Genomic DNA, 12,762 nt, shown 5'->3' on the forward strand with positions numbered 1-12,762 from the left:
TATGCATTCGCCCCTAGCTCCATCGAAAGTCACGACGGCACAGGTGTTTGCCATCGCGGGTCCTGCGATGGTCGCAAACCTGACCACGCCGCTGATCGGCATCGTCTCGACCACCGCGATCGGCAGGCTCGGCGACGCCACGCTGCTCGGCGGCGTGGCGTTGGCCTCGGTGCTGTTCGACTGCATGTTCTGGCTGTTCGGATTCCTGCGCATGAGCACGGTCGCCTTTACGGCGCAATCGCTCGGCGCCGGCGAGACGTCGGAACTGCGCGCCATCCTGGCACGCGGGCTGATCGTCGCGGCACTGGTCGGCGCGGCCTTGATTGCCCTGCAGATACCGCTGGCATCGATTCTGCTGGGCGTGATGGGCGGCAGCGACAGCGTTACACAGGCGGCAAAGACGTACTTCGCGATCCGGATCTGGTCAGCGCCGCTGGCGCTCGGCAATTACGTGGTGCTGGGATGGCTGGTCGGGCAGGCCCGGGCCAAGCTGGCGCTCGGAACGCAGATCACGATCAACCTCATCAACGTGGCGGCGACCGTCGTGCTGGTGCTGGCGCTCGACTTCGGAATTGCCGGCGCTGCAATCGCCGCGCTGATCGCGGAAGCCGCAGGCCTGATGCTCGGATTGCAGATCGCCCGCCACCTTTCGAAAGGGCAACTCGGGGTTTCCCGCGCGATGCTGTTCGATCCGGCCAAGCTGATGCGCATGCTCTCGGTCAACCGGGACATCATGATCCGCACCGCGTCGCTGATCGCGGCGTTCTTGTTCTTCACCGCACAGGGCGCGCGTGCCGGCGACCTGACGCTCGCCGCCAATGCCGTGCTGAACAATTTTCTGCTGTTCGGCGCCTTTTTCCTCGATGGCCTCGCCAACGCGGCCGAGCAGCTCTGCGGCCGGGCCTATGGCGCCCGCAACAAGGCGGCCTTCGCAGGCGCCGTGAAGCTCGTCGTCATGTGGGGCTTTGGCTTCGCGCTCGCGGTCGCCGCCTGCTTCCTGCTGTTCGGGCCCGCGTTTGTCGACGTGATGACGGCAAACGCGGAGGTGCGGCGCATCGCGCGCGACTATTTGCCGTTCGTGATTTTTGCGCCGTTGCTCGGCGTGTTCGCCTTTGCCTTTGACGGGATCTACATCGGAGCCACCTGGGCGCGCGACATGCGCAATCTCATGGTGGCTTCGCTGGTGATCTTCCTCACCGCGTGGTTTGCGCTGCGCTCGTTTGGCAATGCCGGACTGTGGGGCGCGCTACTGGTTCATTACGCCGCGCGCGGTGGGTTAGAGGCGCTGCGGTATCCGGCGCTGTTGAGGAAGTCGTTTGGCTCGTAGCCCGGCCGCATCTACCTCACCGGCCAGTCCTCGGCGGTAATCGTCGCTGCATCCGCGCCAACGATCTCCGAGAGCGAATCACGCCCCGTGCGCAGCAAGGTCGAGGCGAGATCGTTTTTGATGTCGTCGACGAGACCAAGTCCCTTGTAGACCAGCGACGAGTAGATCTGGATCAGGCTGGCGCCGGCGCGGATTTTGGTCAGCGCCGCGCCGCCGGAATCGATGCCGCCGACGCCGATCAACGGAAACGCGCCCTCGGTGCGGACATAGGTCTCCGCCACCATGCGGGTCGATAGTCGAAACAGCGGCCGTCCCGACAATCCGCCCTGCTCTTTGGCGCGGGCCTGTTCACGCAGGATCGAAGGGCGCGCCAGCGTGGTGTTGGCGACGATCATGCCGTCGACGCGGCGCGAGCGCGCGATGTGCACGACGTCGTCGAGTTCGGCGAGGCTGAGATCGGGCGCGATCTTCAGCAGCACCGGCGAATCCCCGGCATTCTTCCGCACCCGTTCGCGCGCATCGATCACCTTGGCGAGCAGTTCGTCGAGCGCAGCCGCTTGCTGCAAATTGCGCAGGCCCGGCGTGTTCGGCGAGGAGACGTTGACGGTGAAATAGCTCGCGACGGGTGCAAAGGTCTCGATCAGCTTGACATAATCGGCCACGCGGTCGGACGAATCCTTGTTCGCCCCGACATTGACGCCGATAATGCCGCCATGGTGGGCGCGCGCCGCCAGCCGGCGCAATGCGACTTCGGCGCCATCATTGTTGAAGCCCATGCGGTTGATCACGGCTTCATCCCGCTCGAGCCGAAACAGCCGCGGCCGCGGATTGCCGCCCTGCGGTTTCGGCGTCACCGTGCCGATCTCGACAAAGCCGAAACCGAGCCGCAACAGTGCGTCGGGCACTTCCGCGCTCTTGTCGAAGCCCGCGGCCATGCCGATCGGATTGGGGAAATTCAGGCCGAAGGCGCGTACCGCCAGTTTGTGGTCGTCGGCGCGCGGCTTGACCGACGGCAGTAGCCGCAGGCCCTGGATCGCCATGCGATGCGCGTCCTCAGGATCGAACCAGCGCAACAGCGGCAGCGAGAAGGCGTCGAAAACGCGGATCACGGGAGTAGCTCCGGAATGTCGTGCGTGCCATCGGACCGCGCGCGCATGTTGAGAATGCCGGTCACCGCGCCGAGATCGAGTTCGCCGTAGAGATGCGGAAACAGTTCGTCGTTGCGCGAACGCTCCCAGCGCAACGCATCCCCCAGCGCGTCGGCGTCGACCGCGACCAGGAACAGCCCGGTCTGGCCGAAATAATGCTTGCGCGCGGTCTCGGCGACCTGGGACGCGGTCGAAAAATGAATGAAGCCGTCGCGCAGATCGTCGCTACTTCCTCGGTAGACGCCCTGCCGTTCGGCCTCGCGCCAAGCCGAGGCAGGAGTGATTTTATAGATCGTGGGCACCGCTTTCCGGACTTCCTGCTTCTCGTTGAGTCTCTTGGGATTTTCCCGGAAAAGGCCGGGTTGGCGGCCGACCGTAAAGGCGGCCCGCGCCTAACTCAAGCGCTGCGGTCACAGACTTCGGCTGGAAGAATTGCGCGAACCGGCCAAATGAGGCAATAATTCCTAGATCGCTTCAGGGATTTTCGATGGCCAGACAGGCCAAGGCGCAACGCATTCTGACCCACAGCCAGATCTGGACCGCGCTCGACCGGCTGGCGGAACGTGCCGGCATGTCACCCTCGGGTCTTGCCAAGCGCGCCGGCCTCGATCCCACCACGTTCAACAAATCCAAGCGCATCGCCGCCGACGGCCGAGAACGCTGGCCGTCAACGGAATCAGTTTCCAAAGCGCTGGCCGCGACCAATTCGTCGGTCGAGACCTTCATGCAGTTGATCGGCGACGGCGCGCGCAGCCAACAGTCGGTGCCGCTGCTCGCCCTGGCGCAAGCCGGCGGCGGCCATTTCGACGATTCCGGCTTTCCCGCCGGCAAGGGCTGGGGCGAGGTGGCGCTGCCGTCGACCAGCGACGAGCATGCCTACGCCCTGGAAATCTCGGGCGACGCGATGAGGCCGACCTATCGCGACGGTGACATCATCGTGGTGTCGCCGGGCACGCCGATCCGGCGCGGCGACCGCGTGGTGCTCAAGACGTCAGATGGCGAACTGATGGTCAAGGAATTGAAGCGCCGGACCACCAAGACCCTGGAACTGCAGTCGCTCAATCCAGCGCATGCCGATCGCACGCTTGAGGCCGACGACGTCGCCTGGATCGCCCGGATCGTATGGGTGAGCCAGTAGGACGGTGTCGTCCCTGCGAACGCATACGAACGCAGGGACGACGGAGAGACCAGGGCGCGTAACTTACGTCGCGTAATCCGGCTCCTTGCGGTCCAGCATCCGTTTCAACGCATCGAAATGCCGCTGCGCCGGGGTCGGGCCCTTGTAGAGATGCTCGTCCTTGTAATCGCGCTTGGTTTTCTCCACCACAGGCGCAGGGAGCTGTTTCAGTTTCTGCCCGGTCCACATCGCATAGATCTGCACCTGGGCGGCGCGTTCGACGTAATACAGCATGTCGTAGGCTTCGGCGACGGTCGCGCCGACGGTGGAGATGCCGTGATTGGCCATGAACAGCACGGTCTTGTCACCGATGACTTTAGCGAGCCGCGCGCCTTCGGCCGGATCGAGCGCCGGGCCGGTATATTCATCGTCATAGGCAATAGCGCCCGACAGTCCGACCTCGGTCTGGCCGATCTCCTTGATGCGGGGGTCTTCGAGCCGCGTCAGCGCGCTGGCGTGCGGCATATGGGTATGAAACACCGCCTTCGCCTGCGGCAGGGCCTTGTGGATCGGCGCATGGATGCAGTAGCAGGACCGCTCCACCTCGCCTTCGCCGCTTTTGACCTCGCCGTCGTCGATGCCGACTTCCATGAAGCAGGAGGCCGTGACTTCGGACCAGTGCGTGCCGAACGGGATCTGGTAGTAGCGGTCGCTCTTACCCGGCACTACGAATGTCAGATGGTTGAAGATGCCTTCGGAAAATCCCTGGATGAAGGCCAGCCGGTGCGCGGCCGCGAGATCGACCCGCGCCTGCCATTCCTCGGCGCTGTACTCGCTGAGCGTCTTCGGCGAAACCCTATACTGCATGAGCTTTCTCCCTAATGCGCTTATCCGCTGGCCTCACGACGGAGGCTTTGGCGGCTGTTATGCGCTGTAGTGTAGCGCAATCTGGCGCCGCCATGGCTGAAATTGCGGCGGACCTGCCATCCCGGTTTGCAGGTCCGAGCCGCAGCCAAGCCCTCCGGTGTCGTCCCGGCCTTGAGCCGGGACCTATAACCACAGGCGTTCGTTGCTTGCATCAAGCTAGAGCCACGGCGAAGCCGATAGCATCGGCCTGTGGCTATGGGTCCCTGCGTTCGCAGGGACGACGGAGAGGCCTACGCGCTCCGCGCCAACGCACCGTCAATCATCGCGATCGAATTTTGCACCCCGTACACCGCGACGAACGAGCCGAACCGCGGGCCCTTCTCCTGGCCGAGCAGCACCTGGTAGAGCATGTTGAACCAGTCGAGGGAGACGCCAGGCCGGCCGTCCTTGCCCTTCTTGACCGGATCGAGGAACGGCTCGCGGCGGCCGATCTCATAGACCACGTTCTGGATATCTTCGGCGCTCGACCCCGCCGGCAATTGCGACAGCGCGTCGCGCAGATCCTGCAGCGCGGCGCGCTCGCTGTCGGTCGGCTCGCGGAACTGCTTGGTCGGCGCCACGAAGTCGCGATAGTAGTTGATGGCGTAGCCGACCATCGCGTCCAGCTTCGGATGGGTCTGCGGCGTGACGCCCGGACGATAGCGGCCGATAAAGCCCCACAGCGTTTCGGCGTTCTCCGCATTCGACGACGACACCAAGGTGAGCAGGAGCTGGAAGGTGACGGGCATATCCGCCTTCGGCGGCTTGCCGGAATGGATGTGCCAGACCGGATTGGCAAGCTGCTGCTTGGCATCCTGCCGCGGGAAGCCGTCGAGGAATTGCTGATAGTCGTCGACATTGCGCGGGATGACGTCGAAATAGAGTCGCTTCGCCGCCTTCGGCTCGCGATACATGAACAGCGACAGCGATTCCGGCGAGGCGTAGCGCAGCCATTCGTCGATGGTGAGCCCGTTGCCCTTCGACTTCGAAATCTTCTGGCCCTTTTCGTCGAGGAACAGCTCGTAATTGAAGCCCTCCGGCGGTGTGCCGCCGAGCGCCGAACAAATCTTGCCGGACAGCTTGACCGAGTCGATCAGGTCCTTGCCGGCCATTTCATAGTCGACGCCGAGCGCAAACCAGCGCATCGCCCAGTCGGGCTTCCATTGCAGCTTGCAATGCCCGCCGGTGACGGGGACCGTGACGCGCTCCTTGGTCTCGGGATCTTCATAGGAGACGGTGCCGGCCTTCACATCGTGCTCGATGATCGGGACATACAACACCATGCCGGTGCGCGGGCAGATCGGCAGGAACGGCGAATAAGTCGCCGCGCGTTCCTCGCGCAAGCTCGGCAGCATGATCTTCATGACGGCGTCGAGCCGTTCCAGCATGCGCAGCAGCGCGGCGTCGAACCGACCCGACGCGTAGTAGTCGGTCGAAGAGGCGAATTCGTAGTCGAAGCCGAACGCATCGAGGAACGCGCGTAGCCGCGCATTGTTGTGCGCGCCGAACGACGGGTACTCGTTGGAGAACGGATCTGGTATCCGCGACAACGGCTTGCCGAGATGTGACGCCAGCATCTCCTTGTTCGGCACATTGTTCGGCACCTTGCGCAGGCCGTCCATGTCGTCGGAGAACGCGAGCAGCCGGGTCTTGATCTTGTCCTCGGTCAGCACGCGAAAGGCGTGGCGGACCATGGTGGTGCGCGCGACCTCGCCGAAGGTGCCGATATGCGGCAGGCCCGAGGGACCGTAGCCGGTCTCGAACAGCACCTCGTCCTTCGGGTTCTTCTTCAGCCGCGCGACAATGGCCTTGGCCTGCTCGAACGGCCAGGCGTTGGATTGTTCGGCGAGCGCGCGCAAATCGCTCGGGCTAAAGGCATGGTCGATGACGGACATTAAAGGCTCTCCAGAGGCCGCGGAAACTAGCGCCTCCGCGGCAAAATGCAAAATGACGGGCGAAGGTCCCGTAGGGTGGGCAAAAGCGCCCTTGCGCCGTGCTCACCATCTCTCCCAAATCTTCGTCTCGAATGGTGGGCACGCTTCGCTTTGCCCACCCTACGAAGCGGTCAGAACGGACTGATCGAAAAATACCGTAGCCACAGATCGGTGAAGCGGCCTTTTTCCCAGATCCGGAACAGCGCCCAGTTCAGTGACGTCCGCAGCAAATCATTGCCCTTGCGCACCGCGATCCCGATGCCCTCGCCGAAATAGCGGCTCTCGACGAAGGGCCCGCCGGAAAAGGCGCAGCATTCGGCAGAATCGGTGCCGTTGATCCAGAACGCCAGCGAGATCGCATCGCCGAAGATGAAGTCGACCTCGCTCCGCCTGAGTGCCAGCCGCAGCGCGTCGTCGTTCGGGTAGGATTTGATCTCGGCGTCGGTGAACATCGCCTTCAGATAGGCCTCGTGCGAAGTGCCGGCGATGACGCCGACCTTCTTGCCTTCGAGATATTCCGGGCGGATCTCCGGCATCACGGCGTCGCGCCGCGACACGAAGCGCGCCGGCGCGCGGTAATAGGGATCGGTGAAGTCGAGCCGGGCGCGCAGGGCCGGCGTCACAGCCATGGAAGCGATAATGGCGTCGCCGCGGTTGCTTGTGATCGCATCGACCAGCGTCTCGAACCGGCGCATCTGGATGGTGCAGGAAATCTTGATCTCGTCGCACAGCGCGCGCGCCAGATCGACGTTGAAGCCGGCGGGGTTGCCGTCGGGGCCGGTAAAGTTGAACGGCGGGTAGTCAGTCTCGGTCAGGAACCGGATCACGGTCAGGCGCGACATGTCGGGCCGGTCCGGACGCCGCCGCGGGTCCCAGAAGCCGGGCACCGCCTGCGGGGCCGCCTCGACCGCGGTGCGGGGTTGGGTTTGCGCCTGCGCCGCATGACCGCCGAGAGCCGTCAACGCGGACACGACCGACAGCCCGACCAGCCACGCGCTGATGGTTCGATGCAGTCTTGCATTGGTTAACTGGACGTTAAGATATGGCATCTTTGGCAATGGCTTTGCGGAATTTCACGGCCTTATAGACCATCCGGCCCGCTATGCGAGGCCGTTTTCGCTCCTCGGCCAGCTTGCCGCTCAGAGATACCGTTTCAAATCCTTCGCGGCTTCCTCGGGCGTCCGTTTCAGGTTGAAGGGCGCTACGAAATTGCCGTCGCGATCCATCAGATAGATCAGCGCGGTGTGATCCATGGTGTAATCGCCGTCCTTGAGCGGGACTTTTTTGCATAGACCCGGTAGGCCGAGAGCACCTTTGCGATCGCCTCCGGATTGCCGGTCAGCCCCTTCAAATGCGGGTCGAAGCTGGAGAGATAGTCCTTCATAGCGGCCGTCGTGTCGCGCTCGGGATCGACGGAGACGAACCAGGCGTTGACGCGATCGGCATCACTACCCATTGCCTTCAGCACTTCCGAAATCTCGAATAGCGCCGTCGGGCAGACATCGGGGCAATGGGTGAAGCCGAAGAAGATCAGTGTCGGCTTGCCCTTCAAATTCTGCTCAGTGACGGTCTGGCCGGACTGGTCGGTCAGTTGAAACGGTCCGCCGATCGCGGCCGGCGCCGTGACGGTTCGCAAGCCGCCCATCGCCCACAGCATGATCGTCAGCCCGACCGCGAGGCTCGCGGCGAAGGCAGCGATAATCACCAGCGGGCGAATGGTCCGGTCCATGTCAGGAATTCCTTATTGCCCGGTCAGAAGCAGGCCGAGATGCCGGCGGCGATCATTTCGAAAAACACCGTGGTGCCGTAATGGAACCACAATGCAGCCGCGCCGAGCACGGCCACCGCACCGAGGCCGGCAGCGCTCCAGACGATCACGGACGCGACCCTGCCCTGACGCGGGGCTGCCGCCATCATTCGGACTTGCGTGGAAATCGGCTGAACCATGGGGTTCAGATAGGGTCAGTTCCCGATGCAGGCAAGCGGAATGGCCGCGCCCGACATCACGTCACGCGGAGGGCAAGTCGGGCGAGAGGTGCACAAAAAAGCAAATGGCCGGGACAGGCCCGGCCACCGCGCTACTTTTTTGGCGAAACGCGCGTTCGGTTCAGCGCGAAGCAGGCTTGTTCGAGGACGCCTGGGCGTCGAGATAGCAGGGCCTGTACATCGCCTGAAGCTGCTTGCCGCGCAGGAACAGCATGCGCTGGGTCAGGCCACCGCGCGCCGCGATCCACCTCCGTACCGCCGGCGGATACATCGAATACAGCATCTGGGTTGCTTCGGGATTGGTGATGGCACGGCCGTTGGCGCCGAAATCCCAGGCGGCATGGAAGCCCAGATTAGCGTGCGAGGTAACGCAGATCCGGTCATGGGGAACCGCGCCGAGCACGATGGTGCAGGCCGAGGCGCACAGGCCGTCGATGATCACGGTTTCGCCTGAAGTGCGTAGGCCCTGGTATCTGTCGACATAGGTGCCGATCCGGCCGCCGCGATCATCGGCTATCCGCACCACCGCCTGGCTCACCCCCATTCCCGCCAGCAGCAGCACCGCGGCAAGCAACCCCGTCACCAGCTTCATATCCCGCCCCAGTCCAAAAATGTCGAAACCGAATCTGATCGTCTTCGTGATGCAAGACGTGGCGTAGCGTCGTTTGAGTTCGTGATTTTGTCTAGGCAGCCACAGCTAGTCAAAACAAATTCAAATCAAGTGTTGCTTGGCCGCTGCACCCTCCGCGCGCAAAGGTCCCGAACTGGAACAAACGACTCTTGCCGAGGTGGCGATGCGTTACAGCAGAGTCCGATTGCCGTTGACCGCGCGCAAGGACGCGGGCTTGAATCAAAAACGGCACGGGGGAGGAAACGATGGCTGACGATGCAGACGTAATTGTGGTCGGCGGTGGCTTGGCGGGGCTGGTCGCGGCGACGGAGATCGCAGATGCCGGCAAGCGCGTCATTGTCGTCGACCAGGAAGGCGAACAAAGCCTTGGCGGACAAGCCTTTTGGTCGTTCGGCGGATTGTTTCTGGTCGATTCTCCCGAACAGCGTCGGCTCGGCATTAGGGATTCGTTTGACCTTGCCTTGCAGGATTGGATGGGCACCGCAGGCTTCGACCGTGACGACGACCATTGGCCGAAGCGATGGGCGGAAGCCTATGTCGCGTTCGCGGCCGGTGAGAAGCGGGAATGGCTGCGCGCGATGGGCCACCGTATTTTTCCGGTAGTCGGCTGGGCCGAGCGCGGCGGCTATGACGCGATGGGTCACGGCAATTCGGTGCCGCGCTTTCACGTCACCTGGGGCACCGGCCCCGGCATCGTCGAGCCGTTCGAGCGCCGCGCGCGCGAAGCGCAAAAAAATGGCCGGTTAACGTTCAAGTTCCGCCACCGCGTCGACACACTCATGATGGCGAACGGCGCGGTCGAGGGGATCGGCGGTTCGGTGCTCGAGCCCGACAGCGTCGAGCGCGGCAAGAGCTCATCGCGCCAGGTCGTCGGCCATTTCACGCTGCGTGCGCAGGCCGTGATCGTTGCTTCCGGCGGCATCGGCGGCAATCACGACATGGTCCGGCAGAACTGGCCGAAGCGTCTGGGCGCGCCGCCGAAGTTCATGATCTCCGGCGTGCCCGAACATGTCGACGGCCGCATGATCGGCATCACCGAGGCGGCCGGCGCGCGGCTGATCAACCGCGACCGGATGTGGCACTATGTCGAGGGCATCCGGAACTGGAACCCGATCTGGCCGCGCCACGGCATCCGTATCCTGCCCGGCCCCTCCTCGATGTGGTTCGACGCCACGGGCAAGCGCCTGCCCGCGCCGCTCTTCCCCGGCTCCGACACGCTCGGCCAACTGCAATACATCATGTCGACCGGCTACGATTACTCCTGGTTCATCCTGACCCAGAGCATCATCAAAAAGGAGTTCGCGCTCTCCGGCTCCGAGCAGAATCCCGACCTCACGGGCAAGAGCTGGCGCATGACCATCAAGCGCGCCACCAACAAGGGGGCGCCGGCGCCGGTGGAAGCGTTCAAGCAGAACGGCGCCGACTTCATCGTGCGCGACAATCTCGGCGACCTCGTCAGCGCGATGAACGCGCTCGCCGGCAACGACCTGCTCAAGCACGATCACATCAAGGCGCAGATCGAGGCACGCGACCGCGAGATCACCAACCCCTATGTCAAGGACGCGCAGGTGATGAACCTGCACAATGCGCGCCGCTACATCGGCGACAAATTGATCCGCACCGCAAAGCCGCACAAAATTCTCGACCCTGAACACGGCCCGCTGATCGCGGTCAAGCTTAACATCCTGACGCGCAAGACGCTGGGCGGTTTCGAGACCGATCTCGACTCGCGCGTGTTCGGCACCAACGGCGAGATCATCAGGGGCCTGTACGCCGCCGGCGAAGCCGCCGGATTCGGTGGCGGCGGCATGCATGGCTACCGCTCGCTGGAAGGCACTTTTCTCGGCGGCTGCCTGTTCTCGGGGAGGAATGCGGGACGCGCGGCCGCGAAGGCGGCTTCCTGATTTCTCGCCGTGATGGACGGGCTTGTCCCGGCATGGCGGCTCCAATCTCAATGCAAATAACGCAGTGGCGCATGGGACACGAGCGCGCTAAGTAACCGCCGCCCCCTCACAGGAGAACAATATGACGATCCAGCGCTTCGAAACCGGACCTCGCATGAGCCAGGCCGTCGTCCACGGCAACACCGTCTATCTCGCGGGCGTCGTTGCCGGCAAGGCCGCCGGCAAAAGCGTGACCGAGCAGACTCAGGACATTCTCTCGATCATCGACGGCCATCTCGCCAAGGCCGGCACCGACAAGTCGAAGCTCTTGTCGGCCACGATCTACATCACCGACATGAAGACCTTTCCCGAGATGAACGCGGTGTGGGACGGCTGGGTCTCGGCCGGCAACACGCCGGCGCGCGCCACCGTCGAGGCCAAGCTCGCCGCCCCACAGTACAACGTCGAGATCATGGTGGTCGCGGCGAAGTAACGTCAGCCAGCCGCTGACCGTCTTGCTGCCCCGGATTGCAGGCGCGATCCGGGGCATTTTCATCTGCCTCTCACGCGCTGATCCGTGCGCCCGTAACATCGCCGATATCAGCCTGAAGCCACCGCGCGATCCGGCGCCAGGAATGGCGCAAGGCCCTGCGCCCCATGAAAAGGCCGAGGTGACCGCATGGCTCGGAGGCCCGTTCCAGCCATGCCGGCGGCGTGCCCAAAAGCCGCGCAGTTGCGAACGCCTGATCGGGCGGGACGACGATGTCGTTCTCTCCCGCCAGCAGGAAGACCGGCACGCGCACCTCGGCAGGATCGATCCTGCGGCCGAGCGCGACGAAACGCCCTTCAGCGATCTGGTTCTCGCGAAAAACCCGGCCGGTCACCTCGAGATAATAGGCTCCCGGCAGATCCAGCGTCTCGCGATCCCAGCGCTTGAAACGGTCCAGCAGCATGCGCGCCTCGTCCGATCCATCGCGAAGATTCCTTTGCAGCACGGCTTCCACGTCATGCTGGCTGAACGGCGTGTTCCAGAACCGCAGCATGTGCTCGCCGTTCACGATTCCTTCGCCCTGCTGCACCATCTGCTCGAAAGCTGCCTGCGGAAGCGCGGCCACCATTTTCGAAAGCTCTGACGGCGCGGATACATCGACCGGCGCACCGGCGAGCACCAGCCGCCGCACCTTGCCGGGAAAACGAGCTGCATAGACCAGCGACAACCACCCGCCCTGGCACAGGCCGACAAGATCGACCGGCGCGCCGATCTCGTCGATCGCCACATTGAGTTCGGCAAGATAATTGTCGATCGACAGATGGCGCATTTCCGGCGTGGCCGAGCGCCAGTCCGTGACATAGATGCGGTTCATGCCGTCTCGCTGCAGCGCCCCTACCAGACTATGGCCAGGCGCGAAGTCCGCGACCAGCGCGCCGTGCAGCGCATAGGGCGCGCAAACGAGCACCGGCTGCGCCGCATTCCCTCGCGAAAACGCCCGCAGCCGCATCGACGGAAGTTGCAGCGCCACGACGTTTGGCGTGGTCCAGGCCAGCGGCATCTGCTCCGGCGCGTTGGAAGGCGCGGGCTTGGGATCAGCGAACCATTGCGCGTAGCTGTCGAGCGCCAACCGCGTGGCCTCCAGCGGCCACAGCCACACCTGCTGCGCCCAATCGGCGCCCGCATGCTGCTCCGGCGTCTCCGGCTTCTTGGGTTTCTCTGCCACGCCCGTTCCCCGATTGATCGTCCCACCATGGTGAGGACGGCAAGAGCCGACGTCGCATGCTTTTACGCCAGATCCAGCGCAGGCCCTAGCCCGATCGATCGTCGGAAATAGGTCA

The 12,762-nt window shown here is 63.8% G+C and carries 12 protein-coding genes and 1 pseudogene; 4 read left to right on the forward strand and 9 right to left on the reverse strand.

Translation table 11 applies throughout. From position 1 onward, the window contains the following. The first annotated feature begins 1 nt into the window (after position 1). Positions 2-1,327, forward strand: a complete 1,326-nt coding sequence (locus ACFXS9_RS31080) for an MATE family efflux transporter (protein WP_392695553.1) — start codon at positions 2-4, stop codon at positions 1,325-1,327. Between the two features lie 11 nt (positions 1,328-1,338). On the opposite strand, the gene ACFXS9_RS31085 is transcribed toward ACFXS9_RS31080, so the two are convergent. Together ACFXS9_RS31085 and ACFXS9_RS31090 are read right to left on the reverse strand one after the other, a co-directional pair. Next, the gene (locus ACFXS9_RS31085; protein WP_392695556.1) at positions 1,339-2,436 is read right to left on the reverse strand and encodes a quinone-dependent dihydroorotate dehydrogenase; all 1,098 of its coding nucleotides are present in this window, start codon (positions 2,434-2,436) and stop codon (positions 1,339-1,341) included. After that, positions 2,433-2,777, reverse strand: a complete 345-nt coding sequence (locus ACFXS9_RS31090; protein WP_392695559.1) for a DUF952 domain-containing protein — start codon at positions 2,775-2,777, stop codon at positions 2,433-2,435. Before ACFXS9_RS31090 ends, ACFXS9_RS31085 begins: the two co-directional genes overlap by 4 nt. A 185-nt stretch (positions 2,778-2,962) precedes the next feature. On the opposite strand from ACFXS9_RS31090, the gene ACFXS9_RS31095 reads away from it, so the two are divergent. Then, positions 2,963-3,613 carry a S24 family peptidase gene (locus ACFXS9_RS31095; protein WP_392695562.1) on the forward strand — a complete coding sequence of 217 codons (651 nt, stop codon included), beginning with the start codon at positions 2,963-2,965 and terminating at the stop codon, positions 3,611-3,613. A gap of 63 nt (positions 3,614-3,676) precedes the next feature. Here the strand turns inward: ACFXS9_RS31095 and ACFXS9_RS31100 are convergent, their stop codons facing one another. The 6 genes and pseudogenes from ACFXS9_RS31100 to ACFXS9_RS31125 form a co-directional block, all read right to left on the reverse strand. Further along, a complete protein-coding gene (locus tag ACFXS9_RS31100) occupies positions 3,677-4,459 on the reverse strand; it encodes a class II aldolase/adducin family protein (protein WP_392695565.1) in 783 nt (260 codons plus the stop codon). Positions 4,460-4,749: 290 nt separating this feature from the next. Then, positions 4,750-6,393 carry a lysine--tRNA ligase gene (locus tag ACFXS9_RS31105; protein WP_392695568.1) on the reverse strand — a complete coding sequence of 548 codons (1,644 nt, stop codon included), beginning with the start codon at positions 6,391-6,393 and terminating at the stop codon, positions 4,750-4,752. Between the two features lie 170 nt (positions 6,394-6,563). Beyond that, positions 6,564-7,481, reverse strand: a complete 918-nt coding sequence (locus ACFXS9_RS31110) for a transporter substrate-binding domain-containing protein (RefSeq protein ID WP_392695571.1) — start codon at positions 7,479-7,481, stop codon at positions 6,564-6,566. A gap of 90 nt (positions 7,482-7,571) precedes the next feature. Further along, positions 7,572-8,161, reverse strand: a pseudogene (locus ACFXS9_RS31115) (SCO family protein). Positions 8,162-8,184: 23 nt separating this feature from the next. Beyond that, entirely contained in the window at positions 8,185-8,379 is a 195-nt protein-coding gene (locus ACFXS9_RS31120; RefSeq protein ID WP_057846245.1) for a hypothetical protein, read from the reverse strand. Positions 8,380-8,539: 160 nt separating this feature from the next. Next, positions 8,540-9,010 carry a hypothetical protein gene (locus ACFXS9_RS31125; protein ID WP_392695574.1) on the reverse strand — a complete coding sequence of 157 codons (471 nt, stop codon included), beginning with the start codon at positions 9,008-9,010 and terminating at the stop codon, positions 8,540-8,542. A gap of 284 nt (positions 9,011-9,294) precedes the next feature. Between ACFXS9_RS31125 and ACFXS9_RS31130 the strand changes: the two genes are divergently transcribed. Both ACFXS9_RS31130 and ACFXS9_RS31135 read left to right on the forward strand, forming a co-directional pair. Continuing rightward, positions 9,295-10,953: an FAD-binding dehydrogenase gene (locus tag ACFXS9_RS31130; RefSeq protein ID WP_392695577.1), complete on the forward strand. Its 1,659-nt coding sequence runs from the start codon at positions 9,295-9,297 to the stop codon at positions 10,951-10,953. 121 nt (positions 10,954-11,074) lie between these two features. Further along, the gene (locus ACFXS9_RS31135) at positions 11,075-11,425 is read left to right on the forward strand and encodes a RidA family protein (RefSeq protein ID WP_028347975.1); all 351 of its coding nucleotides are present in this window, start codon (positions 11,075-11,077) and stop codon (positions 11,423-11,425) included. Positions 11,426-11,495: 70 nt separating this feature from the next. Here the strand turns inward: ACFXS9_RS31135 and ACFXS9_RS31140 are convergent, their stop codons facing one another. Beyond that, the gene (locus tag ACFXS9_RS31140) at positions 11,496-12,647 is read right to left on the reverse strand and encodes an alpha/beta fold hydrolase (protein WP_392695580.1); all 1,152 of its coding nucleotides are present in this window, start codon (positions 12,645-12,647) and stop codon (positions 11,496-11,498) included. Between the last annotated feature and the right edge of the window lie 115 nt (positions 12,648-12,762).

The sequence above is a fragment of the Bradyrhizobium sp. RDI18 genome, from assembly GCF_043203335.1.
In the GTDB taxonomy this organism is placed as follows: Bacteria; Pseudomonadota; Alphaproteobacteria; order Rhizobiales; family Xanthobacteraceae; genus Bradyrhizobium; species Bradyrhizobium retamae.

Coding starts and splice junctions, on each gene's coding strand:
- ACFXS9_RS31080 (WP_392695553.1), top strand. CDS start 2: ATGCATTCGCCCCTAGCTCCATCGAAAGTCACGACGGCACAGGTGTTT.
- ACFXS9_RS31095 (WP_392695562.1), top strand. CDS start 2,963: ATGGCCAGACAGGCCAAGGCGCAACGCATTCTGACCCACAGCCAGATC.
- ACFXS9_RS31100 (WP_392695565.1), bottom strand. CDS start 4,459: ATGCAGTATAGGGTTTCGCCGAAGACGCTCAGCGAGTACAGCGCCGAG.
- ACFXS9_RS31105 (WP_392695568.1), bottom strand. CDS start 6,393: ATGTCCGTCATCGACCATGCCTTTAGCCCGAGCGATTTGCGCGCGCTC.
- ACFXS9_RS31110 (WP_392695571.1), bottom strand. CDS start 7,481: ATGCCATATCTTAACGTCCAGTTAACCAATGCAAGACTGCATCGAACC.
- ACFXS9_RS31120 (WP_057846245.1), bottom strand. CDS start 8,379: ATGGTTCAGCCGATTTCCACGCAAGTCCGAATGATGGCGGCAGCCCCG.
- ACFXS9_RS31125 (WP_392695574.1), bottom strand. CDS start 9,010: ATGAAGCTGGTGACGGGGTTGCTTGCCGCGGTGCTGCTGCTGGCGGGA.
- ACFXS9_RS31130 (WP_392695577.1), top strand. CDS start 9,295: ATGGCTGACGATGCAGACGTAATTGTGGTCGGCGGTGGCTTGGCGGGG.
- ACFXS9_RS31135 (WP_028347975.1), top strand. CDS start 11,075: ATGACGATCCAGCGCTTCGAAACCGGACCTCGCATGAGCCAGGCCGTC.